The organism is Streptomyces piniterrae, from assembly GCF_005048155.1.
Classification (GTDB): domain Bacteria; phylum Actinomycetota; class Actinomycetes; order Streptomycetales; family Streptomycetaceae; genus Streptomyces; species Streptomyces piniterrae.
Genome location: NZ_SUMB01000016.1, coordinates 51,551 through 75,502, shown reverse-complemented (window position 1 = coordinate 75,502; position 23,952 = coordinate 51,551). Strand labels below are relative to the sequence as shown.

Annotated in this window: 21 protein-coding genes; 14 read left to right on the top strand and 7 right to left on the bottom strand. The window is 71.5% G+C overall.

Annotated features, from left to right (window positions below):
• Positions 1-104: 104 nt before the first annotated feature.
• A complete protein-coding gene (locus tag FCH28_RS34405) occupies positions 105-1,040 on the top strand; it encodes a MurR/RpiR family transcriptional regulator (protein WP_136744167.1) in 936 nt (311 codons plus the stop codon).
• Between the two features lie 290 nt (positions 1,041-1,330).
• Positions 1,331-1,897 carry a hypothetical protein gene (locus FCH28_RS34400; RefSeq protein ID WP_136744165.1) on the top strand — a complete coding sequence of 189 codons (567 nt, stop codon included), beginning with the start codon at positions 1,331-1,333 and terminating at the stop codon, positions 1,895-1,897.
• 203 nt (positions 1,898-2,100) lie between these two features.
• Here the strand turns inward: FCH28_RS34400 and FCH28_RS34395 are convergent, their stop codons facing one another.
• From FCH28_RS34395 to FCH28_RS34375, 5 genes are all read right to left on the bottom strand, one after another.
• Positions 2,101-3,552 carry a type III PLP-dependent enzyme domain-containing protein gene (locus FCH28_RS34395; RefSeq protein WP_136744157.1) on the bottom strand — a complete coding sequence of 484 codons (1,452 nt, stop codon included), beginning with the start codon at positions 3,550-3,552 and terminating at the stop codon, positions 2,101-2,103.
• 239 nt (positions 3,553-3,791) lie between these two features.
• A complete protein-coding gene (locus tag FCH28_RS34390; RefSeq protein ID WP_136744310.1) occupies positions 3,792-4,703 on the bottom strand; it encodes an ABC transporter permease in 912 nt (303 codons plus the stop codon).
• 166 nt (positions 4,704-4,869) lie between these two features.
• Positions 4,870-5,883 (bottom strand): ABC transporter ATP-binding protein, encoded by a 1,014-nt coding sequence (locus FCH28_RS34385; protein WP_136744155.1) that lies wholly within the window; start codon positions 5,881-5,883, stop codon positions 4,870-4,872.
• Positions 5,880-6,266 (bottom strand): transcriptional regulator, encoded by a 387-nt coding sequence (locus FCH28_RS34380; RefSeq protein ID WP_136744153.1) that lies wholly within the window; start codon positions 6,264-6,266, stop codon positions 5,880-5,882. Before FCH28_RS34380 ends, FCH28_RS34385 begins: the two co-directional genes overlap by 4 nt.
• Complete coding sequence (locus FCH28_RS34375) at positions 6,263-6,775, bottom strand: hypothetical protein (protein ID WP_136744151.1); 513 nt, start codon at positions 6,773-6,775, stop codon at positions 6,263-6,265. Before FCH28_RS34375 ends, FCH28_RS34380 begins: the two co-directional genes overlap by 4 nt.
• 426 nt (positions 6,776-7,201) lie before the next feature.
• Here FCH28_RS34375 and hutU point away from each other — a divergent pair, with 426 nt between their 5' ends.
• The 5 genes from hutU (at position 7,202) to FCH28_RS34350 (ending at position 14,129) form a co-directional block, all read left to right on the top strand.
• Entirely contained in the window at positions 7,202-8,872 is a 1,671-nt protein-coding gene (hutU, locus tag FCH28_RS34370) for a urocanate hydratase (protein ID WP_136744149.1), read from the top strand.
• Positions 8,869-10,107 (top strand): allantoate amidohydrolase, encoded by a 1,239-nt coding sequence (locus FCH28_RS34365; RefSeq protein WP_136744148.1) that lies wholly within the window; start codon positions 8,869-8,871, stop codon positions 10,105-10,107. The genes hutU and FCH28_RS34365 overlap by 4 nt, the downstream gene beginning before the upstream one ends.
• Complete coding sequence (locus tag FCH28_RS34360) at positions 10,098-11,486, top strand: formimidoylglutamate deiminase (RefSeq protein WP_136744147.1); 1,389 nt, start codon at positions 10,098-10,100, stop codon at positions 11,484-11,486. Before FCH28_RS34365 ends, FCH28_RS34360 begins: the two co-directional genes overlap by 10 nt.
• 62 nt (positions 11,487-11,548) lie before the next feature.
• Complete coding sequence (gene hutI, locus FCH28_RS34355) at positions 11,549-12,730, top strand: imidazolonepropionase (RefSeq protein WP_136744146.1); 1,182 nt, start codon at positions 11,549-11,551, stop codon at positions 12,728-12,730.
• A gap of 82 nt (positions 12,731-12,812) precedes the next feature.
• Complete coding sequence (locus tag FCH28_RS34350; protein WP_136744145.1) at positions 12,813-14,129, top strand: SUKH-4 family immunity protein; 1,317 nt, start codon at positions 12,813-12,815, stop codon at positions 14,127-14,129.
• 117 nt (positions 14,130-14,246) lie between these two features.
• On the opposite strand, the gene FCH28_RS34345 is transcribed toward FCH28_RS34350, so the two are convergent.
• Entirely contained in the window at positions 14,247-15,059 is an 813-nt protein-coding gene (locus tag FCH28_RS34345; protein WP_425472065.1) for an RNA polymerase sigma factor SigF, read from the bottom strand.
• 386 nt (positions 15,060-15,445) lie between these two features.
• On the opposite strand from FCH28_RS34345, the gene FCH28_RS34340 reads away from it, so the two are divergent.
• From FCH28_RS34340 to FCH28_RS34315, 6 genes are all read left to right on the top strand, one after another.
• Entirely contained in the window at positions 15,446-15,814 is a 369-nt protein-coding gene (locus FCH28_RS34340) for an STAS domain-containing protein (protein WP_136744144.1), read from the top strand.
• A gap of 171 nt (positions 15,815-15,985) precedes the next feature.
• Entirely contained in the window at positions 15,986-16,486 is a 501-nt protein-coding gene (locus FCH28_RS34335) for an ATP-binding protein (protein ID WP_136744143.1), read from the top strand.
• A gap of 223 nt (positions 16,487-16,709) precedes the next feature.
• Entirely contained in the window at positions 16,710-17,411 is a 702-nt protein-coding gene (locus tag FCH28_RS34330; protein WP_136744142.1) for an LPXTG cell wall anchor domain-containing protein, read from the top strand.
• 88 nt (positions 17,412-17,499) lie between these two features.
• On the top strand, positions 17,500-18,531 hold the full coding sequence (locus FCH28_RS34325) for a COG1470 family protein (protein WP_136744141.1): 1,032 nt from the start codon (positions 17,500-17,502) through the stop codon (positions 18,529-18,531).
• 14 nt (positions 18,532-18,545) lie between these two features.
• Positions 18,546-19,691, top strand: a complete 1,146-nt coding sequence (locus tag FCH28_RS34320) for a hypothetical protein (RefSeq protein ID WP_425472064.1) — start codon at positions 18,546-18,548, stop codon at positions 19,689-19,691.
• Positions 19,691-21,127, top strand: coding sequence for a hypothetical protein (locus FCH28_RS34315; RefSeq protein ID WP_136744140.1), 1,437 nt, complete (start codon positions 19,691-19,693; stop codon positions 21,125-21,127). The genes FCH28_RS34320 and FCH28_RS34315 overlap by 1 nt, the downstream gene beginning before the upstream one ends.
• A 120-nt stretch (positions 21,128-21,247) precedes the next feature.
• Here FCH28_RS34315 and FCH28_RS34310 read toward each other — a convergent pair whose 3' ends face one another.
• Positions 21,248-22,777: a peptide MFS transporter gene (locus tag FCH28_RS34310; RefSeq protein ID WP_136744139.1), complete on the bottom strand. Its 1,530-nt coding sequence runs from the start codon at positions 22,775-22,777 to the stop codon at positions 21,248-21,250.
• Positions 22,778-23,268: 491 nt separating this feature from the next.
• Here FCH28_RS34310 and FCH28_RS34305 point away from each other — a divergent pair, with 491 nt between their 5' ends.
• Complete coding sequence (locus FCH28_RS34305; protein WP_136744138.1) at positions 23,269-23,949, top strand: response regulator transcription factor; 681 nt, start codon at positions 23,269-23,271, stop codon at positions 23,947-23,949.
• Positions 23,950-23,952 lie beyond the last annotated feature (3 nt).

Genomic DNA, 23,952 nt, shown 5'->3' with positions numbered 1-23,952 from the left:
TGCTCGGCGGTGACGCGTCGAGACGACGGCGGTACTCGGCGGTGACGCGTCGCCGCGAGCACACCACAGGGACAGGCCCCCGACCGGGCCGGGAAGAAGAGGCAATGAGCGGGGACGGGGACAACGGCGGCAACGGAGTGGCCGACGGGGCACACGCGCGGACGGCCGGCCGGCGAGCCGGCGAGGCGGCAGCGGCCGCAGCGGCCGACACCGGCACCGCCGCCCGCCTCCAGAAGCTCTTCGAAGGCCACCGGCTGACGCCCACCCAACGCCGGATCGCGCACTGCATGGTCCGGCGCGCCGCCGACGCGCCGTTCCTCTCCAGCGTGGAACTCGCCGAACTGGCCGGCGTCAGCCAGCCATCCGTCACCCGCTTCGCGGTGGCCCTCGGCTTCGACGGCTACCCGGCGCTCCGCCGCCATCTGCGCGAGGTCGCCCCCACCGAGAAGCCCGGCGCCGCCGGCGCACACAACGAGTACCAGCAGGCCGTCCAGGCGGAGATCGACAACCTCCGCCACCTCGCCGCCGCCCTCGCCGACCCGTCCCCGGTCCTCGAGGCCGGCCGCCTCCTCGCGGCCTCCCGCCCGCTCCCGGTCCTGGGCCTGCGCGCCGCCACCGCCCAGGCCGCCGGCTTCGCGTACTTCGCCCGCAAGGTCCACCCCGACGTCCGCCTCCTCGACGAGGGCGGCACCATGCTCACCGACCGCATCGACGCCGCCGTACGCGCCGGCGCCGGCGCCCTGCTCTGCTTCGCCCTGCCCCGCCACCCACGCGAGGTCGTCGACGCCCTGGAGTACGCCCGCGCGGCCGGTCTCACCGTCGTCACCGTCGCCGACAGCGCGTTCGCCCCCGTGGCCCACCACACCGACCTGCTCCTGCCCGCCCCCGTGGGCACCGGCCTGGCCTTCGACACGGCCTGCGCCCCCATGCTCCTGGGCCGCGTCCTCCTGGAAGCGATGTGCGACGACCTGCCGGACGCCCAGGCCCGCCTGGAGGAGTTCGACGCGCGGGCGGCGGAGCGCGGGTTGTTCGTGGAGTGAGGGGCGGTGCGTACGCCGACTCCGGTGCCGTCTGGTCGGTGCCGTCTGGTCGGTGCCGTCTGGTCGGTGCCGTCTGGTCGGTGCCGTCTGGTCGGTGTCGGCCCGTCGGTGTCGGCCGTGTCGGCCCGTCGGTGTCGTCTCCTCCGTGCTGCCGTCTCAGGGAATCCTCATCCGGGCTGGCTACGATCCGCGGCCGATGGGGTGTGACGGGGCGCGTGGCGACATGGCCGCCGCCTCTTCTCGCCTTGTCTCGACTCATCTCGTCCTGTCTCGGTGTGGGGAGGTATCTCGTGGGGCGCGGGGCGTATGCGCTGGCACGGGTGGCGGTGATCGTGCGGGCGCCGGCCGGGTGGCTGTGGTGGTCCGGGCTGCCGGCAGCGGCCATCGGTGTGCTGGTTCCCGGGCTGACCGGGCGGACGATCGGGGTGACGGCGGGCGCGGCGCTGTTCGTGATCGCGGCGTTCGGCGGGTTCGCGGTGCGGCGCGGGCGGTACGCGACGCTGGCCGCCGGCGCGTCCCGCGCGGGCAAGGCCGTCATCCTTCAGGACCGGGCGGTCACCCTCCGCGTCTGGCGGCGCGCACACCGCTGGTGGCTGCTGCTCGCCTTCCTGGCCGCGGTCGCCTCGTCGTTCGCGCTGCCCGCGGCCGGCGGACTGCTGATGGCCGGCTCCGCGCTCGGACTCTGGGCCAAAGCGCAGTGGCTGGGCCGCTGGGAGCGCGAGCATGACGCGCTGCTGTGGGTCCGTACGGAGTCGGCGACCCGTGGCGGCGCGGTCGGCAAGGACGTCCGCGGGTACCTGATGACGGGCGCGGCGGCGGGGGACGCGGCTCCTGGTGGGGCGCGGGTCAGGGCATGACCTGGTGGCGGGGGCCAGGCAACCGGATCACCGCCGCTCAGGCGACCGGGCGCATGCTGTTCCGCCACCCGTCTGCCCAACCATCGGCGCGCCCGGCCACCCGTACGGGCCGGCCTCCCGGCGTGGTCCCGGGCCGCCTGCGTACCTCCTGCCTGCCGCCCCTCCCGGCTCCCTCTCCCTCCTGGCTCCCTTCCCTCCTGCGCCTACTCGAGCTCCCGCAGCGCGTCCGCCTGGGCCGCGCCGCTTTCCGCGGTGAGTTCCTCCAGGGTCTGCGGGGTGCGGACCGTCGCGAAGCGGACGGTGCCGTCATCCGCGGCCGCGTAGCCGTAAATCCCGGGGCGGGGGAGGGAGTTGTAGGCGAAGTGGGTGGAGAAGTAGTAGGCGCCGGTGTCCAGGAGCGCGGCGTGGTCGCCGGACTCCAAGAGCGGGAGCAGGCGGTTCTCGGCGACCAGGTCCCCGGCGAAGCAGCACGGCCCCGCGATGTCCTGGGATACCGGCGCGCCCGTCTTGGGCCGCCCCTGCGCGTCGTAGGCTTCGACCCGGATCGGCCAGGCGTCGGGGACGAACACCGTACGGGTGGCGACCTGCGCTCCGGCATGCGTGATCGCGATGGGCCGGCCGCCGGCCGACTTCGCGTATTCGACACGGGCGACGACCGTGCCGTGCTTGGCCAGCAGCGAGCGCCCGAACTCGGTGACCAGCCCATAGCGTCCCGAGAACAGACCGGGGACGGCCGATCGCAGCGCCTCCGCGTACTCACGGAAGGTCGGGCTCACGGCGTCCGAGGTGAAGTTGACCGGCAGGCCGCCGCCGATGTCGAGGGTCTCGATCTGCCGACGCCCAGTGAGCTGCGTCTTCTCGTTGATCTCCTCGGCGAGGCCGAAAAGGGCCCGTACGCCCTCGGCCATCAGCTCCAGCGGCATGCCCTGGGAACCGACATGGGCATGCAGCCGCGTCAGCCAGGGCCGTTCGAGGTAGGCCTGCACGACCCAGTCGCGAGCGCCCTCGTCGCGCAGCGCGACACCGAACTTGGAGGTCTCCGTGGCCGTGCTCATCGCCCCGATGGTGCCGCCGCCGATCTGCGGATTGACCCGGAGGCCGACGGGGGCGGTGGTCGGCGCGGAGGACATCAGCCGGTCGATACGGGCCAGCTCCTCAGGGTTGTCGGCGTTGACGGCGATGCCGAGCGCCAGCGCCTCGCGTAGTTCGGCCGGGGTCTTGGCGGGCGAGTCCAGGACCGTACGGGAGGCGGGCACGCCGGCGGCACGGGCCAGCGCCAGCTCGCCGGGGCTGGCCACCTCGCAGCCCAGCCCTTCCTGAGCGAGCAGCCGCAGAACGGGCACCAGCGAGGCGGCCTTGACCGCGAAGGCGTGCAGAACCGGGGTGCCGGGCGCGGTGAACTCCTCGAAGGCGGCGCGGAGTTCACCGGCCGACCGCCGAATTCCGACGACGTCGAGCAACCCGACGACCGGCTCACCCGGCCCGACCAGCCCCTGGCCCACGGCCGCCGCCACCGCCCGGTCGCGGTCGGTGTCGCGGTCGGTGAAGGACCCGGCGCCGGTGGACGGGTCTGGGCCGGGGTTGGGGGCGGGGGCGGGGGCGGCGGTGGGGGTGGAGGTGGAGGCGGCACTGGGGGTAGTCGTGGGCCCGTTCATGGGGCAACTCCATCACTGGGTGGGGCGTGGCGCCATCGGATACGGGCCGTTCCCGCGTTCTCCCCCCCGGGGGCCCTCCCCCCGCCCCACCCCCACCCCCGTCGGATACGCCAGCCAGCCAGCCAGCCAGCCCGCCCGCCTCCGCGCCCGCCGGCAGGCCCCCGTCCGCGACAGCACATGGGGCCTGCTAGCCCGTGGCCCACTAGCCCGTGGGCCCACAACCCTGCCCGTGCACCCCCTCAGGCCGCTATCGCCCCGCTCAGTGCCGCCTTGCGGTGGCGGGCGGTCAGGCGGGAGCCGGACTCGCGGCGGGCGGCGCGGCGGAGGAGGGGGACCGCGAGGAGGAAGCCGAGGACGGCCCAGGCAGTCAGCACCAGCGCGACCGTCGGCAGCTCCCAGGAGCCGGCCGGTTCAGCGGCACGCGCGGCGTCCGGCAGCAGCGCCGAGCGCAGCCCCTGCGCCATCCACTTCAGCGGGAAGACCGAAGCCACCTTCTGGACCAGCACGGGCAGCGAAGTGATCGGGAACATCGCTCCGGACGTGGTCAGCAGTCCCATGACGGGCACCATGATCAACGCCAGCGCCTCGCGCGGGTTCGGCAGTACGGCGCCTATGGCCGCGCCCAGCGGTACGACGGCGAGCAGTCCGAGCGCGGTGACCCACACCAGGGTCAGCCAGCCGCCGGGCCCGTGCGGCAGCGGCCCGTCCACCAGCAGCGCCGCGGCTATCAGGAGCAGGGCCAGGGTGCCGACCGCCATCACGACCACCAGCAGACACTTGGCGGCGAGATAGGCCGGTATACCGCCGGGCGTGGCGCGCAGCCGCAGCAGGGCGCCTTCCTCCCGTTCGGTCACGAGTATCTGCGGGAGGTTGACCAGACCGATCTGGAACAGCAGGTAGGCGGCGAAGCCCGCCAGCGTCAGATGCGCCATGGGGATGTGGGTGCCCGGCACATCGTCGCTGATGAAGCCTGCGACCATGAGCGCGACGGCCACATTGAGCAACTGGCCGAACATCTCCCTGGGATTGCGCAGCAGATGACGCAGTTCGATCGCGCCGCGCAGGAAGCCGGTGCGCCAGTAGCGGCGGGTGGGGCGGTTGGCCTTCTTCGCCGGGCCCGGCGCCCCGTCGTTGACGTTCACCCCGTTCATCTTGTTCACCCCGTCGATCACGTTCGGCGCGTCGATCACGTTCGCTCCGTCGATCGAGTCCGGTGCTTCAGTGCCGTCCAGCGCGTCTCGTACGTCCGCCCCGTTCGCAGGGTCGGTCGAGTTCGTCATGCGTGTCCCCCTGGTGTTCCTCATGCGCTGATGTTCCTCATGCGGCCCGCGTCTCCCCGTCCCCGTGCCCGTCCCGTCCCCTGCCCAGGCCTTCGCCCACACCGCTGTCCCCGCCCCCGTCCGTGCCGTCGTCCTCCCTGTGCACCATGTGCAGATAGGTGTCCTCCAGCGTCGGGCGGCGGACCTCCAGGTCGGCGATCGGACCCGGCGCGTCCCGGTGGAGCTCCCAGACCAGCCGGGAGGGGTCCTCGGTGCGTTCGCGGCGGGCCGTCCCGTCGTCGGTCGTCCAGCGGACCTCGGCCTGTGCGGCGGCTCCGCGGGCCAGTTCCGACGGTGTGCCGCAGGCCCGGATCCGGCCGCTGACCAGCATCGCGATCCGGTCGGCGAGCCGCTCGGCCTCCACCAGGTCGTGTGTGGTGAGCAGGACCGTGACGCCTTCGTCGCGTGCCAGCCGTTCGACCAGGACATGGAAGTCGTGCCGCGCCTCCGGGTCGAATCCGGTGGTCGGCTCGTCCAGGAAGAGGAGTTCGGGGCGCCCGACGATGCCGAGTGCCACGTCCAGGCGCCGGCGCTGGCCGCCGGACAGCCGGTCCACCTGCCGGTCGGCCTGGTCCGTGAGGCCGACCAGGGACAGGAGCTCCGCCGGGTCGCGCGGGTCGGGGTAGTACGTCGCGAAGTGCGCCAGCAGCTCGGCGACCCGCCAGCGGCGGTGATCGCGCCAGGACTGCAGGACCAGTCCGATCCGGCCGCGCCAGGCGTCGTCGCCCCGCTCGGGGTCCGCACCCAGGACGCGGACCTCTCCGGCGGAACGCTGCCGGAAGCCTTCCAGGATCTCGACGGTGGTGGTCTTCCCGGCGCCGTTGGGGCCGAGCAGGGCGAAGATCTCGCCGCGGTGGATGTCCAGGTCGATGCCGTGCAGGACGTCCACGCCGCCGTACGACATGGTCAAGTCGCGTGCCCGGATTATGGGTTGGGTGGTGGTGAGGGGTGTGTTGGTGGTGGTTGCGCGGAGCGCCATGGGGGTGGTGGACGTGTGCCCGGTCGTCGTCATCGTCCCGCCTCCGCGTGGTGCTGCTGTGCCGCCGCGGCGGAGGCCGTGGCGGGAGTGCTGTCCGCTGTTGGATGGGTTGTTGCCGGGGGTCCTGCGCCCTCGACGATCGCCCGGAGGGCTGCCACATGGCCTTCGAAGGCGGTGCGGCCGCGGTCCGTCAGCCGTACCTTGGTGCGCCGCTTGCGGCCGCCGCCCTCCTTGTGGATTTCCAGGTATCCGGCCTCTTCCAGGGTGTGCAGCTGTTTGGAGAGCGCGGAGTCGCTGAGCGAGAGGCTGTCGCGGATGAACGCGAAGTCCGCCCATTCGGTGGCGGCGAGCAGGGCCACCACCGACAGCCGGGTGGCGGGGTGGATCAGTTCGTCGAAGCCGGTGGGGGTACTCATCGGACCGCCCCCTCGCGGGCCGCTCTTCCACCGCGGTCACGCAGCGAACTGGTTGCCCAGCGGTTCGCCGGCCCCACGAACAGGATGAACACGGCCGCTGAGACCGAGGCCTGGATCAGACTGCCGAACGGCAGCGCCAGCCACTCGACCAGCCGGCCGGACAGCACGATCGTGGCGCCGGTCACCGCCGCTCCCGCGAGGAACGTGGCGAGCGACCGCCAGCTGTAGCGCGAGCGGTGGAGTCGCATCCGGGCGCGGCGGCTGTAGAACACGGCGAGTGTGCTCAGCAGCGCGACATACGCGGCGAGTACCAGCCAGACGCCCCAGGAGGGCAGGTCCAGGCCCATGCCGGCCAGGAAGACCCACATGATGCCGGCCGTGGCGTACGTCGCCCCCGGGTCGCCGGATGCGCACCGCTCGATCTCGTCGTACACCCGCTCCTGCGGCACCCGGATGCGCTGCAGGTCCTTCCATGCCTGTTCGGCATCCACCGACGTGTTCACGGCCATCGCCTCCCCATGACGATTCAGATCGGAGGTTCCCGATCGGGCGGTCCCGAACGGACGGTGCCGATCGGGAGGTCCGGATCAGGTGGTCCGGACAGAGGGAGTGGGTTCGAGAGGGGCCATGGATGGACGATGCCGGCCCGCTGCGGCCCGAGGCTGTCCCGATGGTGCGGGACGGGTCAGGGACGCGCGTGGTCGTGTGGGGCCCTCTCTGGCTCCCAACTTTCCCACCAGGAAAGTTACTCCTGACTTTCCCGGTAGGCAAGTTGAAATCACACCGACGCTGCTGGGTTGGCGCGGATGTGATGTCGCTTGGCCGGAAACGTGTACTCCGCGCCATGCGAGCCTTCGCGCCCTGTTGACTAGACGTATTCAGTAAGCCCAAGATGTGAATAGCTCAATCCATTCGACGTCAGGGAGGCACGGCCCATGTCGGGACCGCGACCCGTGCGGGCACCGCGCGGTACGGAGCTGAGTGCTCGGGGATGGCAGCAGGAAGCCGCGCTGCGGATGCTGCAGAACAACCTCGACCCGGAGGTGGCGGAACATCCGGACCAGCTCGTCGTCTACGGCGGCACCGGCAAGGCCGCGCGTGACTGGCGCTCCTTCGACGCGATGGTGCGCACCCTCACGACGCTCAAGCAGGACGAGACGATGCTCGTCCAGTCCGGCAGGCCGGTCGGCGTGATGCAGACGCACGAATGGGCGCCGCGGGTCCTCATCGCCAACTCCAACCTGGTCGGCGACTGGGCCAACTGGGAGGAGTTCCGGCGCCTGGAGGCCCTCGGGCTGACCATGTACGGGCAGATGACCGCCGGTTCGTGGATCTACATCGGCACGCAGGGGATCCTGCAGGGCACCTACGAGACCTTCGCGGCCGTCGCGGCGAAGAAGTTCGGCGGCACGCTGGCCGGGACGATCACCCTCACCGCCGGACTCGGCGGCATGGGCGGCGCCCAGCCGCTCGCCGTCACCATGAACGACGGCGTCGCCATCTGCATCGACGTCGACCCGCGGGCCATCGAGCGGCGGATCGAGCACCGCTACCTGGACGTACGGGCGGACAGCCCGGCGCACGCCCTCCAGCTCGCCGTGGAAGCCCGTGACCAGCGGAAGCCGCTCTCCATCGGACTGCTCGGCAACGCCGCCGAACTGCTGCCGCAGCTGCTCGCCGAAGGCGCGCCGATCGACATCGTCACCGACCAGACCAGCGCCCACGACCCGCTGGCCTACCTCCCGATCGGTATCGACTTCGACGACATGGCCGCCTACGCGAAGGAGAAGCCCGCCGACTTCACCCAGCGGGCACGTGCCTCCATGGCCAAGCACGTCGAGGCCATGGTCGGCTTCATGGACGCCGGCGCCGAGGTCTTCGACTACGGCAACTCCATCCGCGGCGAGGCCCAACTCGCCGGATACGAGCGGGCGTTCGCCTTCCCCGGCTTCGTCCCCGCCTACATCCGGCCGCTGTTCGCCGAAGGGAAGGGCCCCTTCCGCTGGGCGGCGCTGTCCGGTGACGCACGGGACATCGCAGCCACCGACAAGGCGATCCTGGACCTCTTCCCGGAGAACGAGTCGCTGGCCCGCTGGATCAAGATGGCCGGGGAACGGGTCCACTTCCAGGGCCTGCCCGCCCGGATCTGCTGGCTCGGCTACGGCGAACGCGACAAGGCCGGCGAGCGGTTCAACGAGATGGTCGCCGACGGGACGCTCCGGGCGCCGCTGGCCATCGGACGGGACCACCTCGACTGCGGCTCCGTCGCCTCCCCGTACCGCGAGACCGAGGCCATGAAGGACGGCTCGGACGCCATCGCCGACTGGCCGCTGCTCAACGCCATGGTCAACGTCGCCTCCGGCGCCTCCTGGGTCTCGCTGCACCACGGCGGCGGCGTCGGCATGGGCCGCTCCATCCACGCGGGCCAGGTCACCGTCGCCGACGGCACACCACTGGCCGGCGAGAAGATCCGCCGGGTGCTGACCAACGACCCGGGCATGGGCGTCATCCGGCACGTCGACGCGGGCTACGAGCGCGCCGACGAGGTGGCCGCCGAGCGCGGTGTCCGCATCCCGATGCGCGAGGGCGAAGGCGAGGGCGCGTGACCTCCTCGTTCCACGAGATGTGGGAGGAGCTGCGGCCCATCGGCCGCAACTCCCCCTCCGGCGGCTACCGCCGCTACGCCTGGACCGGCGCGGACACCGACTGCCGCACCTGGTTCCGGGCGCAGGCCGAGGCCCGCGGGCTCGCCTACGAACTGGACCGCAACGGCAACCAGTGGGCCTGGCTCGGCGCCACGACATACGAGGAGGTGGCCCCGGGCGACGCCATCGTCACGGGCTCGCACCTGGACTCCGTACCGGACGGCGGCGCCTTCGACGGGCCACTGGGCGTCGTCTCCTCCTTCGCCGCGCTCGACGAACTCCGGCGGAGGGGATCGGAGTTCGACAAGCCCCTCGCCATCGTCAACTTCGGCGACGAGGAAGGCGCCCGCTTCGGCCTCGCCTGCGTCGGCTCCCGGCTGGCCGCCGGGGCCCTCACCGCAGAAGCGGCACACCAGCTGCGCGACGCGGACGGCGTCACCCTGCCGCAGGCCATGGAGCGCGCCGGATACGACCCCGAGGACATCGGCCCCGACCCCCGGCGGCTCGCCAGGATCGGCGCGTTCGTCGAGCTGCACGTCGAGCAGGGGCGCGCCCTCGACCTGACCGGCGACCCGGTCGGCATCGCCTCCGCCATCTGGCCGCACGGCCGCTGGCGATTCGACTTCCACGGCCAGGCCAACCACGCCGGCACCACCCGGCTGGAGGACCGCCGGGACCCGATGCTCAGCTACGCCGCGACCGTGCTGGCCGCCCGCGAACAGGCCCGGCTGGCCGGCGCCCTGGCCACCTTCGGGAAGATCAGCGTGGAGCCGAACGGGGTCAATGCGATCCCCTCGCTGGTACGCGGCTGGCTGGACTCCCGCGCCGCCGACCAGGACACCCTGGACACCGTGATCACCGAGATCGAGCGGGCGGCCGCCGAGCGCGCCGCACACGACGGCGTGGACCTGACCGTCGTCCGCGAATCCTTCACCCCCGTCGTGGAGTTCCAGCACGCCCTGCGGGACGAGCTGGCCGCGATCCTCGGCAAGACCGGGGAACGCACGGTGCCCGTCCTCGGCACCGGCGCCGGACACGACGCCGGTATTTTGTCCGGAACCATCCCCACCGCCATGCTGTTCGTACGCAACCCCACCGGCGTCTCGCACTCGCCCGCCGAAGCGGCGACCGAGGACGACTGCGTCACCGGGGTCACCGCACTCGCCGACGTACTGGAGGGGCTGGCGTGCCGCTGACGCCGCAGGCAACACCGCCGCAGGCAGCACCGACGCAGGAAACACCCACGACGTTCTGGCTGGAACACGCCTGGCTCGGCACACACGTCGAGCCGGGCGTCGCCCTGGATGTCGCGGACGGGCGGATCACGGCGGTACGCACCGAGACCGCCACCCCGCCGCCCGGCGCCGTCGCACTGCGCGGCCTGACCCTGCCGGGGCTCGCCAACGCCCACAGCCACGCCTTCCACCGGGCGCTGCGCGGCACCGTGCAGGTCGGCTCCGGGACCTTCTGGACCTGGCGCGACGTCATGTACAACGTCGCCGACAAGCTCACCCCGGACAGCTACTACGCCCTCGCCCGCGCCGTATACGCCGAGATGGCGCTGGCCGGCATCACCTGCGTCGGCGAATTCCACTACCTCCACCACGCCCCCGGCGGCACCCGCTACGACGACCCCAACGCGATGGGGGAGGCCCTCATCGCGGCCGCCGCCGACGCCGGCATCCGCATCACCCTCCTCGACACCGCCTATCTCTCCGCCGGCTTCGGCGACCCGCCCAACCGGCACCAGCTGCGCTTCTCCGACGGCACCGCCGACGCCTGGGCCCAGCGCGCCGACGCCCTCAAGGACGGCCGCGAGCACGCCCGCATCGGCGCCGCCATCCACTCCGTACGCGCCGTCCCCGCCGACCAGCTCGGCACCGTCGCCGACTGGGCCCGCGCGCGGCAGGCCCCGCTGCACGTCCACCTCTCCGAACAGACCGCGGAGAACGACGCCTGCCGCGACGCCCACGGCCGCACCCCCACCCGGCTGCTCGCCGACCACGGCGTCCTGGGACCGCGCACCACCGCCGTGCACGCCACCCACCTCACCGCCGAGGACATCGGCCTGCTCGGCGGCAGCCGCACCGGCGTCTGCATGTGCCCGACCACCGAACGCGACCTCGCCGACGGCATCGGCCCGGCCGCCCCCCTCCAGGCCAAGGGCAGCCCGCTGTCCCTCGGCAGCGACAGCCACGCCGTCATCGACCTGCTCGAAGAGGCCCGCGCCATGGAGCTCGACGAACGGCTGCGCACCCGCACCCGCGGCCACTGGACGGCCGCCGCCCTGCTGCGCGCCGCGACCGCCGACGGTCACGCCGCCCTGGGCTGGGACGACGCGGGCGCCATCGAGACCGGCGCGCTCGCCGACCTCACCACCATCGCGCTCGACTCCGTACGCACCGCCGGACCGCTGCCCCGACTGGGCGCCGAGACGGCCGTATTCGCCGCCTCCGCCGCGGATGTGCGGCACACGGTCGTCGGCGGCCGGCAGATCGTGCGGGACGGCCGGCACACGCTGCTCGCCGACGTCCCCACCGCACTCGCCGAATCCATCGCCGCCGTACGCGGCTGACGACCCCGACGGCCGCCACGCCCCCCACGCGTCCGACGCCGCTGAAGGAGAACACCCCCGCGATGACGACGAACTCCGCGCCGACCACCGCCATCACCCACATCGCCCAGCTCGTCACCAACGACCCCTCCCTCGGTGAAGGCCCCCTCGGTCTGATCCAGGACGCGGCCGTCGTCATCGACGGCGACCGCATCGCCTGGGTCGGTGAATCAAGCAAAGCACCCGCCACCGACAACGCCGTCGACGCGGCCGGCCGCGCCGGCCTCCCCGGCTTCGTCGACTCGCACTCCCACCTCGTCTTCAGCGGCGACCGCACCGCCGAGTTCAACGCCCGGATGTCCGGCCGCCCCTACTCCGCAGGCGGCATCCGCACCACCGTCGCCGCCACCCGCGCCGCCACCGACGAGGAACTGCACACCAACGTCGCCCGCTACCTCGCCGAGGCGCTGCGCCAGGGCACCACCACCCAGGAGACCAAGTCCGGCTACGGCCTCACCGTCGAGGACGAGGCCCGCGCGCTGCGCATCGCCGCCGCGCACACCGACGAAGTCACCTTCCTCGGCGCCCATATCGTCTCGCCCGACTACGCCGACGACCCGGCCGGCTACGTCGACCTGGTGACCGGCCCGATGCTGGACGCCTGCGCCCCGCACGCCCGCTGGGTCGACGTCTTCTGCGAGAAGGGCGCCTTCGACGGCGACCAGGCGCGCGCCGTCCTCACCGCCGGAAAGGCCAGGGGCCTGACGCCGCGCGTGCACGCCAACCAGCTCGGCCACGGCCCCGGCGTCCAGCTCGCCGTCGAACTCGACGCCGCGTCCGCCGACCACTGCACCCACCTCACCGCCGCCGACATCGACGCCCTCGCCGGCTCCCGGACCGTCGCGACGCTGCTGCCGGGCGCCGAGTTCTCCACCCGCGCAGAGTGGCCCGACGCGCGCCGGCTGCTCGACGCCGGCGCCACCGTCGCCCTGTCCACCGACTGCAACCCCGGCTCGTCCTTCACCAGTTCCATGCCGTTCTGCATCGCGCTGGCCGTCCGCGACATGGGGATGACGCCCGACGAAGCCGTCTGGTCGGCCACCGAGGGCGGCGCCCGCGCCCTGCGCCGCACGGACGTCGGCCGGATCACCCCCGGCGCCCGCGCCGACCTCGTGCTGCTGGACGCGCCCTCCCACGTCCACCTCGCCTACCGGCCGGGCGTCCCGCTCGTATCGGCCGTGTGGCACAAGGGAGTTCTCATCTGACCGAGCCCGGGCCCGCCGGCCGCCGACGGGGATTGTCAGACCCTGCTGGCACGATGGGTTCATGTGCGACGGGGGCGAGTTCATGAGCAACGGAGCGGCTGAGCCGCAGGACGGCCCGCTGGACGATCCGGTGCGTCTGCTGGACACCGGACGATCGGCGGTACGCGCGCATATCGACGGTACGGACGGTGTGCGCAGCGTCGGGCGGGAGGTCTTCCAGCAGGCCGAGGCGATATTCGGCGGGCGGGAGGTGCCGCGAGCCGAGTTCGCCTCGTGGCTGCACTTCGCGGCGAAGGTGCTGGGGCACGACGCGTACGCGGAGCGGATAGCCGCGGCGGAGCCGGGGATGCCGTGGCGGGCGGTGTGGGCCTGGTGGCGGCCGGTGGGGAAGTGTGTCGCGCATCCGAACCTGAGCTACGCCGAATCCCTCCTGGTCCATGCCTACGAGGGCCGGCAGCTCCTCCGCGTGAAGGCGTCGTGGGAGGACACCTGGCTCGACCTGGAGACCGGGGAAAGGGTTCCTGCCCCGCCTGAGGGGGCCGCGGTTCCGCGCGCGCACCGCGATCCGACCGAGAGCGTGCCCTGCCTCGGCGAGCTGGCGCTGTCCGCGCCCGAGAGCTGGGGGGAAGCACGGCCGCTCGTCGGCGAGGACGGCCGGGTGTGCCATCTGATCGACGACGTCCACGGCCTCGCGCTTGTGGACACCGACCCTGCGGTGCTCCGCGACTGGCCGCGCGGCGAGCTGGACCACACCTCGTCGGAGGAGGGCACTCCCGGGAAAGCACCGGTGTTCCCGGACCCGGACGGGCCGCTCACCGCCGCGCGCCTCGACGAGGCATTCGCCCCCACCCAAGTCGTCCGGATACCCGAGGACGAGCTCCCGGCCGGTCTCGAACATGCCGCGAGCCGGGCTCACTTGCGCGATATCGGCCTGCCGGAGTGGTGGGCCTGCGCCTGGACCACCTTCGATCCATATCCGCCAAACAAGATGACGCCGCCGGACGAGAGTTCCCTGAAAGACGTCACGCTGCCCGACGGCCTGGAAGCCTCCGACCTGCTGGCGCTGGGCAGCTCCGAGCACGGTGAGCTGTATCTGCACCGGCGCGAAGGAACCATCCACATCAGCGCGGCGGCCGACGAACTCGGCGCCACGGCCGACGGCGAAGTCATGGTCGAATTCGCGCCGGACCTCGACCTCTTCACACGCTGCCTTGAGGGCGTGCGCCGCTATATGAACGCCTGCTGGCACCCGTATCCGGACGAGCAGGAGATGGGCAGCATGTTCCTCATGGAGATGGACGGCCATGCACCGGACTGTGTCGATGCCGACAGCCCGAGCAGCGCCATATGGAGCTATTTCGTCGCCGGCATAACGGAGTTGAACGAGGACGGCTTTTAGCCACCTCGCCACCGGCCCGCCCAGCAGAGGAGGGCCCGTCCCGAGTAGTCCTCGGGGCAGGCCCTCCTCTGCGCGGGCGGCTGCCGGCGGTGGGGACCGGCAGTGACCGCGGGTACCTCACTCCTCGACCATCAGCCCTTTGCGGAGCCGTACGAGCGTGCGGGAGAGCAGCCGGGAGACATGCATCTGAGAGATGTTGAGCTCCTCGCCGATCTCGGACTGCGTCATATTGGCGACGAAGCGCAGCGAGAGGATTTTGCGGTCGCGCGGCGGGAGTTCGGCGATCAGCGGCTTGAGCGATTCGACATACTCAATGCCTTCGAGACCGTTGTCCTCGTAACCGATACGGTCCGCCAGCGCGCCTTCGCTGTCGTCCTCTTCGGGCTGTGCGTCCAGCGAGCTCGCGGTGTAGGCGTTGCTCGCCGCCATTCCCTCGACGACCTCGTCATTGCTGATGCCGAGGCGGTCGGCGAGTTCCTTCACCGTGGGGGCGCGGTCCAGCTTCTGCGCCAGTTCGTCGCCCGCCTTGGCGAGGTCCAGACGCAGTTCCTGCAGTCGCCTCGGTACGCGCACCGACCAGCTGGTGTCGCGGAAGAAGCGCTTGATCTCGCCGACGATGGTCGGCATCGCGAACGTCGGGAACTCGACGCCGCGGCTGAGTTCGAAGCGGTCTATCGCCTTGATCAGGCCGATGGTGCCGACCTGGACGATGTCCTCCATGGGCTCGCTGCGGGAGCGGAACCGGGAGGCCGCGAACTTCACCAGGGCCAGATTGAGCTCGACCAGTGTGTTGCGGACGTACGCGAATTCGTGGGTGCCTTCCTCCAGCGTTTCCAGACGCTCGAAGAGGGTTTTGGACAGGGCCCGCGCATCCACCGGACCCACCTCGTCGAACGGCGGGATCTCGGGCAGGCCCTCGATCTCAGGCATTCCCGCCAGATCTGATTCGGCGGGGATGTGCTGGGAAGGGATGTGCCCGGTCGGGTCGGACGGGGGTGTCGACGATGCGTGCTGCCGGAAGTCTTCGGTGCGCAATTCGTCGAGCCGGGGTGACATGGTCTCCTCCATCGTTCTCGGCATATGGCTGCCGATGCCTCTACGCGAAGCTGCGGTGTGCGGCGCCTCCAAAGCCGGCCGTGTCGAATGTGTCCCTCTACGCCTACCTGGCTTTGCCCGATGATGGCAAGTGCGTGTTGTCCGGATTTCACGCAATATGCGGATTGTTCGGCTACCCGCGGGCGCCATGAAGGCGTAGGGTTTACGGAGCGCAGTCGTAAGCAAATCAGTCGCCGAGACAGCAAGAGGGGTGCGCGCGCATGGGCCGCGGGACGGTCGGCAGTGCAAGCCAGGGCCGGCTACACGTCGCGATCCGGCATCACGGTGCCAGCGCGGTCGTGACCGCCGCGGGTGAGCTCGATCACCACACCGCCGAATTGTTGCGTGAGTCACTGGAGGGGTGCGTGGACGACGGGTTTGCACGCCTCGTAGTGGATTGCTCACCCCTTGAGTTCATGGATTCCACCGGACTCAATGTGCTGCTCGGCGCACGCCTGAAAGCGGAGGCCGCGGGGGGCGGAGTTCATCTCGCCGGGATGCAGCCGGTGGTCGCCCGGGTCTTCGAGATCACCGGCGCGGAAGCGGTTTTCACCGTGCATGACTCTCTCGAAGCGGCGCTGGCCGACTGACGTGGCAACGGTGTCCGGAAGTGGTCATTCCGGGCACGTAGTACGTGTCACAACTTCCGTGCCCAACAAGTGGGTGTTCTCACGGTCCGGTCGGGCAGGAGACATCTGAATCCGTTGAATCAGTCAGGTATCTGTTTCCGTGAAAAGGCGAATCGGTGAGGTGAAGCGCTGATGAGCACCACCCGGCCGTACCCGCCGGGCGATCTTGGCCCGGAGTCGTGCGGCGCCGGTGCTTCCGCCGTCCCGCCCGCCGCCACCCCGGCCGGGCAGATCCGCCGGCTGCGCCTGGCGGGCACCCGTGGAGCCGTCGCACGCGCCCGCGATTTCGCCCGGCAGGCCCTGCACGACTGGGGCTGGCTGCCGGCCTCCAGCGGCGACCAGCGCGCCGCGGCCGAGGACGTGCTGCTCGTCGTCTCCGAACTGGTCACCAACGCCTGCCTGCACGCCGAAGGGCCGGAGGAACTGCGGCTGCGATGTACCGCCAAGGTGCTGCGGCTGGAGGTCAGCGACCTCGGCACGGGCCAGCCGGCGCCGCGCAGCCCGCACCGCCCCGGGCGCCCCGGCGGTCACGGCATGTTCATCGTCCAGCGCCTCTGCCTGGACTGGGGCGTCGTACGCCACCAGGACGGCGCCGGCAAGACCGTCTGGGCGGAGCTCGCCGCGCCGTCCTGAAGGCCGGGCGGGCCAGGAGAGTTCAGCGCGGGCCTACGGGCCCGCGCTTTGTCGTCCGCGCCCGCCCCGGGCCCGTCCGGTGGATCACGACCGGGCTCGTGCCGCCGCGATCGGGCTGTTCTTTGCCTTCCCTCTCCAAGGCCCCGGGCGTACCTTGAGCGCCCAATCTGATGTGCCGTCAGCAATAACCGGCGGTGCGCTACCCGGGAGAAGGGAACCCAAGGTGGCCCGCTTCTGCGAACAACACGGCAGGCGCCCGCGCCGGGCGGCCGGCCTGGCCGCGGCCGTGACGATGACGGCGGGGGCCGCGGTGCTGCTCACCGCACCGGCCGCACACGCCGAGGTCGTCGACGTCGACTACCAGTGCAAGACGCCGATCGGCAACAAGGGCGCGGTGTCGCCCATCGACATCAAGAGCACGCCCAGCGGCGGTGCGTACAAACTCGTCATGTCCTTCCAAAAGGGCGTCTCCTCCAGCCCCGTCGAACTCGGCAAGGGCGCGATGAAGCCGAGCGCGCTGATCCAGCTGGGCGGCGCGGAGAGCGGCACGGTGCCGGTCACCGGGCCTCCCAATGACAAGGCGATACCGGCCAACACCCCCATCAAGATCAGCGATTTGAGCGGTACCTACACCCCCAAGGGCAGCGGCAAGGTCACCTTCACGGCCTCCACCCTCACCATCAAAGCCCTGGGCACCACGACCACCTGCACACCCAGCAACCACCCCAAGCCCTCGCTCACCCTGGACGTCAAGGGATCCGGCGGCTCGGGCGGCAGCACGGGCGGCTCCTCCGGCGGACAGCTGCCGCAGACCGGACCCGCCGACTCCGCGCTCGCCCTCGGCACCCTGGGCGGCACGGTGCTGCTCGCCGGCGCGGCCGGTGCGCTCTGGCTGACCCGCCGCGCGGGCGAGCAGCGGGCCTGACGCGGGCCGCCCGCCCCGGGGACGCGCCCCGAAACCCCAGCCCCCCGCACCCCGTACGAGCACCAGCATCAGCACCAGGGAGCCGCCGATGCCGTTCCGTACTCGCGCAGCGGCCATGGGCACGGTCCTCGCGGCCGCCGCCATGCTGCTGTGCCCCGCCACGGCTACGGCGGTGGCCGGGCCGGCCGCCGCACCGAAGGCTGCCTCCGCACCCGGCTGGTCCCTCGCGCCCGCGCCAGGCGACGGCGCCCGGCCGAGCCCGCAGGACCGCCCCTACTTCTATCTGGAGGGCGGTCCCGGCACCGTGCTGAAGGACCGGCTGTCCGTCAGCAACCCCGGCGAACGGCCCGTCACCGTACGGCTGCGCGGCACGGGCGCCGGCTCGTGGATCGCGCTCGCGGCGCAGCGGGTGAGGATCCCGCCGCGTACCCGCGCGAGCGTGCCGTTCACGGTGACCGTGCCGCCGGACGCGGTCCCCGGCGACCACCCCGGAGCGATCGTCGCGACCGGTGACGGCGAACGGAACGAGCGGACGAAGCGGTCCCGGGTTGCGGTCCATCTGCGGGTCACCGGGCCGACGTTGTCCGCGCTGACCGTCGAGCACGTGTCGGTGAGCGGGCGGGGGAGCGCGGCGGTGATCCGGTACGCGCTGGTCAACCGGGGCAACACGGTGCTCAGACCGCGCCTCGCGGTGCGCGCCGACGGGCTGTTCGGCCCGCTGTTGCGCCGCGCCGCGCGCACCCTGCCGGTCGAGCTGCGGCCCGGTCAGCGCGTCGACCGCACCGAGAACTGGCCGGATCCGCCCGCTCTGGACGCGGTGCACGTACGGCTCACGGCGGCAGCGGAGGACGGCGCGCACGGATCGGCGACGGCCGCCTACACCCCTGCCCCTTGGGGCGCGGTCGCCGGGGCGGCACTCCTCCTGGCAGCGGGGGCGGGCGGCTGGACCGTCGTACGGCGGCGGCGAAGGCGGGTCGACGGGGACGGAGCGGACGCGGACGGAGCGGACCCCGGGGCCGGGGGCGACGGCGGCGACGACGGACCGGCCGCACACCCCCAAATGGCCGACGAAGCACGGGAATTGGCGGGAACGAGGACGGGATCAGGGGTGCGATCGTGAACGGCGAGACAGGTATGCCGGCGGCCATCAGCGGAGCGGCGGTCCGGGTGCGCCGCGCCCGGCGGCGGGCCGCGACCGCGTTCGCGTACGCCCTGTGTGCGGCCCTCGCACTGGCACCGGTCCCCGCCATGACCGCCACCGCCGCAGCAGCCGGCACCTCCGCGGGCACCGCCTCCGCCGCCGAAGGGCCCTCCGTACACCTCTCCAAGAAGGAGGCGGGCAAGGGCGGCACGCTCACCGTGACCGGGCGTGGCTGGCGGCCCAGGACGCTGCTCACGCTGCTGATCTGCGGGCAGAACATGATCGGTGGCACCAACGCCTGCGCCAACGGTGACGGACGCGCCGTCACCACCGACGCAAAGGGCGCCTTCCGTAGGAGCCTTCCGGTCGCGGAGCCGCCCAAGCCCTGTCCCTGTGTGGTGCATGTGGCGACCGTGACCGGTGAGCCGCATGCCGCGGAGGCCGCGTTCACGGTGGCGGGCCACCCGGTGGCGCCGCTGCCCAAGGAGAGCACCGGCGGCCGGCTGACGGTGCTCGACCGGCCGCGGCTTGAGGGCAGCAGCGGCCTGCTGACCTGGTTCGGTGCCCCGCCGCAGCGCGAGTTGACCGTCACGGTCGGCAATCTCGGCGCCGCCCCGGCCAAGGATCCGGTCTTCCAGGTGGGCACCTCGCATGGTGTGTTCGCGCCCAAGTGGGAGGAGCAGCAGTGGCGGGGGACCGTACCCGCCGGGAAGAAAGCCGAGGTCAGGCTGCCTGTGGAGCTGACGGCGGGCGCGCACGGGGACTATCTGGTCTCCCTCAAATACGGCGGCCGGATCCTGGTGGAACAGCCGTGGGGGGTCGGCAGGCCGTGGGGCGTGACGCTCTTCTGGGTGCTGCTGTGCGTGGTCGTCCCGACGGCGGTGTTCCGCATCGGGATGGCGATCGTGGACCGGGTACGCCCGCGCGCCGGGACATCTGCCGTCAACAGCCGTACGACAGGCGCTGCTCGCAGCCGTAGTACCGGCCCGGCCCACAGCCGTAGGGCGAGGACCGGCAGGAGAAGGAGAAGTGCCACCACGCGGGACGGCGAGCCCGCCGGCCTGCCGTGGTTCACCCCGGACACCGCACCGTCCACCACCACATCAACCGAACGACCGACGTCGAAAGGTTCTGCGTGATGACGCTGATGAGGCTGATGAGACAACGGAGGGCGGGCGTGGCCTCGGTGGCCGCGATGGTGCTCGCGGGTGCGGGCGTCATGACCGCGGCCGGGCCCGCCCAGGCCGCGGAGACGGCGTACAAGACGGAGTGTCTGCCGCCGCCGATCTCGGGGCTGCCGCCCGTCGAGGGCACCACAAAGGTGGCGGTCAGCGCGCCCGCGACGGCGAAGGTCGGCGATGAGATCGAGGTGGTGTGGAAGACCGTCGAGGCGGCTTCCAAGAACCCCGACATCCTCGACCTGGCGGAGAACACCGTCCAGCCGACCGGCACGATCAAGGTGGCCGGGGCGCAGACCGGGGATCTGGCGATGGAGGGGCCGCGGGAGAATCCGCCGATCCCCAAGAACAGCCCGATGAAACTGTCCGACATGAAGGGCAGGTTGAAGCTGGAGAAGCCGGGCGAGGTCACGCTGACGCCCGGTTTCTACAACATCAACGTCAACAAGCCGATCTCCACGGACACCAAGTGCTCGCCCAAGGAGGAGGTGAAGCCCGCGGTCACCATCACGGTGACGGACGGCGGCGGGAACACGGGCGGGACGACCAGCGGAGGCACGACCAGCGGGGGCGGCACGGACGGCGGGACGACGGCCGGTGGTTCCGACGGGGGATCGACGACCGGCGGCACCGACGGCGGGACGACAACCGGCGGAACCGGTGGCACCGGCGGCAGCGGAGGAACCGGCGGCACCGGAGGCTCCGGCGGCGACCCGGACGGCACTGCGTACCAGGGCAAGGAAGTCAAGGTCCCCTACGCCTGCAAGACCCCCATCGGCGACAAGAAGGCGACCTCGCCGGTGCAGATCAACGCCGTGAAGAAGGGCGGCGACTACGACCTGACGGTGCAGTTCAAGAAGTCCGTCATGGACAGCCCGGCGGACATCCCCAAGGACTCGGTCAAGCCGTCGATGGACGTCAAGCTGGGCGGCGCTGACAAGGGGACGGTCAAGGTGGAGGGCCCGACGAACGACAAACCCATCAAGTCCGGCGACCCGATCGAGATCCCCGACCTCAAGGGCACGTACAAGCCGGGCGCCACCGGCAAGGCGACGCTGACTCCGGGCGTGCTCACCGTCAACGCCCTCGGGACGACCACGACCTGCACCCCGGAGAAGGACCCGGGTGTCTCGCTCGCTCTGGACACCTCGGCTCAGCCGGGCGGCACCTCCGGCGGGACGTCCGGCGGTTCGTCGACCGGTTCGTCAGGAGGCGCGGCCACCGGCGGCAGCGCCGCGGGACCGGCCAGCGCCTCCGGCGGCAGCGGCGGCGGCCTCGCCGAGACCGGGGCGACCGGCCGCGGCGACCTGGTCGCGCTCGGCCTCGTCGGCGGCACCGTCATCCTGCTCGGCGGCGCCTTCTACACGTTCACCCCCTGGCGGCGGCTGCGCGGCTAGGGACGCTCCGGCCCGGCCCCGCGACAAGCAAGGCCCGGCACAACCAAGGCCCCGCCACAAGCAAGGGCCCGGCACGTCGCAACGTGCCGGGCCCTTCCGTGGCTAAGGACGATGTTCGCGTCAGCGGACGTCACCCATGAGCGCGATGATCTTCTTGCGGCTCAGCCACACCGCGAAGCCGGCCAGTACGGCCATCCCGGCCTCGACGGCCAGCACCGGGGGACCGCTCAGGTCGGCGCCGGCGGTGGAGATCAGGCTCGTGACGCAGTCGCCCGCGGTGACGGCCAGGAACCACACGCCCATCATCTGGCTGGCGTACTTCTGAGGCGCCATCTTGGTGGTCACCGACAGGCCCACCGGGGACAGGCACAGCTCACCGATGGTCTGGATCAGGTAGATGGACAGCAGCCACATCGGGCTGACCTTCGTACCGTCCTCGGCCATCAGCATCGGGACGATGAAGACGAAGAACGAGACGCCGATGAAGAACATCGCGGTGGCGAACTTCACCGTGGTGCTGGGCTCGCGGTCGCGGCGCGCCAGCCACAGCCACAGCCAGGCGAAGACCGGGGCGAGGGCCATGACCCACAGCGGGTTGACCGACTGGAACCAGGAGGACGGGAAGCTCATCCCGAAGACCTCACCGTTGGTCTTGGTCTCCGCGAAGACGGACATCGTCGAGCCGGCCTGGTCGAAGATCATCCAGAACACCGCGGCGGCCACGAAGAACCAGATGTAGCCGCTGACCTTGGTCTGCTCGGTGTCGCTCAGCTCCCTGTCGCGCTTGATACGCGCCAGGACCGTGATCGGGATGACCAGGCCGAGCAGGGCGAGCGGGATCAGCGCCCAGTTCAGGGTGAAGTGACCGGAGAAGCCGACGATGCCGTAGAAGACCGCGGCGATGGCGAGCCAGATCAGGCCCTTGCGCAGCCACGCGGCGCGCTCCTCGGCCTGCAGCGGGGTCGGTACGACGCTGGACTGCGGGCTCAGGTGGCGGGTGCCGATCAGGAACGTCACCAGACCCAGGGCCATACCGAGCGCCGCCATGGCGAAGCCCAGATGCCAGTTGACGGTCTGGCCGACGGTGCCGATGGCCAGCGGCGCCGCGAAGGCACCGATGTTGATGCCCATGTAGAAGATGGTGAAGCCGCCGTCCCGACGCGGGTCCTGAGGACCGTCGTAGAGGTGGCCGACCATCGTCGACATGTTGGACTTCAGCAGCCCCGAGCCCATCGCGACCAGTGCCAGACCGGCGAAGAACCCGGCCTGGCCCGGAATGGCCAGGCACAGGTGGCCGGTCATGATGACACCCGCCGAGATGACGACGCTCTTGCGCGGTCCCCAGATGCGGTCGCCGATCCAGCCGCCGGGCATGGCCAGCAGATAGACCATCGCCACATAGATGGAGTAGATGGCCGCGGCGGTGCCCTCATTCATGGCCAGACCGCCGCCCTGGGCGCCCTTTGCGGCGTCCGGGCCACCGGAGATCAGATAGACCACAAGCAGGGCGCGCATGCCGTAATAGCTGAAGCGCTCCCACATCTCGGTCAGGAAGAGAGGGGCCAGGCCGCGGGGGTGGCCGAAGAAGGTTTTGCCGCCACTTGCAGGGGTTCCCTGCCCGGGGGTGTCCTTCGTCAGGCTGGACGCCATGGAAGATTCCTTGGTCTGCTCGGGACGCGTTCGAGAGTCCCGATACGCGCCCTTGTGGGGGTTGACCGGCACCGGTGCAGACATGCCCGCCCCCCACGCCCGGGGGGTTCGGCACCACGCGAAGGCGGCCCCGGCAGGACGGTCGTACACCGGGATCCACCCACCCCGTGCTGCTACGCGGCGGACCCGGTCGTCAGGTCAGTCACTGTGTTCAGGACTGGTGGTGCCAGCCCTGCACACAACAGGGACCGCCGACTCCAGTTAAGAGCCACGGTCCCGGAGTTGTGCGATGGACGTCCGGACACCATACGTCTCGTTAACGATCGTTTGGGAGCCGTGAGACAACGGTCACATTCGGGTCGGGAACCTTTCAGAGTGGCCCCTTCGAAGCGTCCGCAGCTCACGGCCATGATCGCTGCGGAAACGGTCCGTCGTCGCCCATCCGCGCAGCTCCGCCCCGGGGGTCCTACGCATCGGACTACCATCGGGCCATGACCCGTGTACTGCTCGCCGAGGATGACGCGTCCATCTCGGAGCCGCTCGCCCGCGCTCTGCGCCGCGAGGGTTACGAAGTCGAGGTGCGCGAGGACGGCCCCACGGCGCTCGACGCCGGTCTCCAGGGCAATATCGACCTGCTCGTGCTCGACCTGGGCCTGCCCGGTATGGACGGCCTGGAGGTCGCCCGCCGGCTGCGCAACGAAGGCCATTCCTTCCCCATCCTGGTGCTGACCGCCCGCGCCGACGAGGTGGACACCGTCGTCGGACTGGACGCCGGCGCCGACGACTACGTCACCAAGCCCTTCCGGCTCGCCGAACTCCTCGCCCGCGTACGGGCGCTGCTGCGCCGCGGCTCCAGCGCCGAGCCCCAGCAGCCGCCGGCCACCCACGGCGTACGGATCGATGTCGAGTCGCACCGGGCGTGGATGGGCGAGGAGGAACTCCAGCTCACGGCCAAGGAGTTCGACCTGCTGCGGGTCCTGGTGCGGGACGCCGGCCGGGTCGTCACCCGCGACCAGCTGATGCGCGAGGTGTGGGACACCACCTGGTGGTCGTCCACGAAGACGCTGGACATGCATATCTCCTGGCTCCGCAAGAAGCTCGGCGACGACGCCGCCAACCCCCGCTACATCGCCACCGTCCGCGGTGTCGGCTTCCGATTCGAAAAAAGCTGAAAA

Bases quoted from the DNA above. Each gene is read 5' to 3' on its own strand.
- hutU (WP_136744149.1), top strand. From the start codon at position 7,202: ATGTCGGGACCGCGACCCGTGCGGGCACCGCGCGGTACGGAGCTGAGT.
- FCH28_RS34385 (WP_136744155.1), bottom strand. From the start codon at position 5,883: ATGACGACGACCGGGCACACGTCCACCACCCCCATGGCGCTCCGCGCA.
- FCH28_RS34345 (WP_425472065.1), bottom strand. From the start codon at position 15,059: ATGCCTGAGATCGAGGGCCTGCCCGAGATCCCGCCGTTCGACGAGGTG.
- hutI (WP_136744146.1), top strand. From the start codon at position 11,549: ATGACGACGAACTCCGCGCCGACCACCGCCATCACCCACATCGCCCAG.
- FCH28_RS34380 (WP_136744153.1), bottom strand. From the start codon at position 6,266: ATGAGTACCCCCACCGGCTTCGACGAACTGATCCACCCCGCCACCCGG.
- FCH28_RS34315 (WP_136744140.1), top strand. From the start codon at position 19,691: ATGACGCTGATGAGGCTGATGAGACAACGGAGGGCGGGCGTGGCCTCG.
- FCH28_RS34325 (WP_136744141.1), top strand. From the start codon at position 17,500: ATGCCGTTCCGTACTCGCGCAGCGGCCATGGGCACGGTCCTCGCGGCC.
- FCH28_RS34310 (WP_136744139.1), bottom strand. From the start codon at position 22,777: ATGGCGTCCAGCCTGACGAAGGACACCCCCGGGCAGGGAACCCCTGCA.
- FCH28_RS34390 (WP_136744310.1), bottom strand. From the start codon at position 4,703: ATGAACGGGGTGAACGTCAACGACGGGGCGCCGGGCCCGGCGAAGAAG.
- FCH28_RS34305 (WP_136744138.1), top strand. From the start codon at position 23,269: ATGACCCGTGTACTGCTCGCCGAGGATGACGCGTCCATCTCGGAGCCG.
- FCH28_RS34405 (WP_136744167.1), top strand. From the start codon at position 105: ATGAGCGGGGACGGGGACAACGGCGGCAACGGAGTGGCCGACGGGGCA.
- FCH28_RS34335 (WP_136744143.1), top strand. From the start codon at position 15,986: ATGAGCACCACCCGGCCGTACCCGCCGGGCGATCTTGGCCCGGAGTCG.
- FCH28_RS34395 (WP_136744157.1), bottom strand. From the start codon at position 3,552: ATGAACGGGCCCACGACTACCCCCAGTGCCGCCTCCACCTCCACCCCC.
- FCH28_RS34340 (WP_136744144.1), top strand. From the start codon at position 15,446: ATGGGCCGCGGGACGGTCGGCAGTGCAAGCCAGGGCCGGCTACACGTC.
- FCH28_RS34350 (WP_136744145.1), top strand. From the start codon at position 12,813: ATGAGCAACGGAGCGGCTGAGCCGCAGGACGGCCCGCTGGACGATCCG.
- FCH28_RS34320 (WP_425472064.1), top strand. From the start codon at position 18,546: ATGCCGGCGGCCATCAGCGGAGCGGCGGTCCGGGTGCGCCGCGCCCGG.
- FCH28_RS34375 (WP_136744151.1), bottom strand. From the start codon at position 6,775: ATGGCCGTGAACACGTCGGTGGATGCCGAACAGGCATGGAAGGACCTG.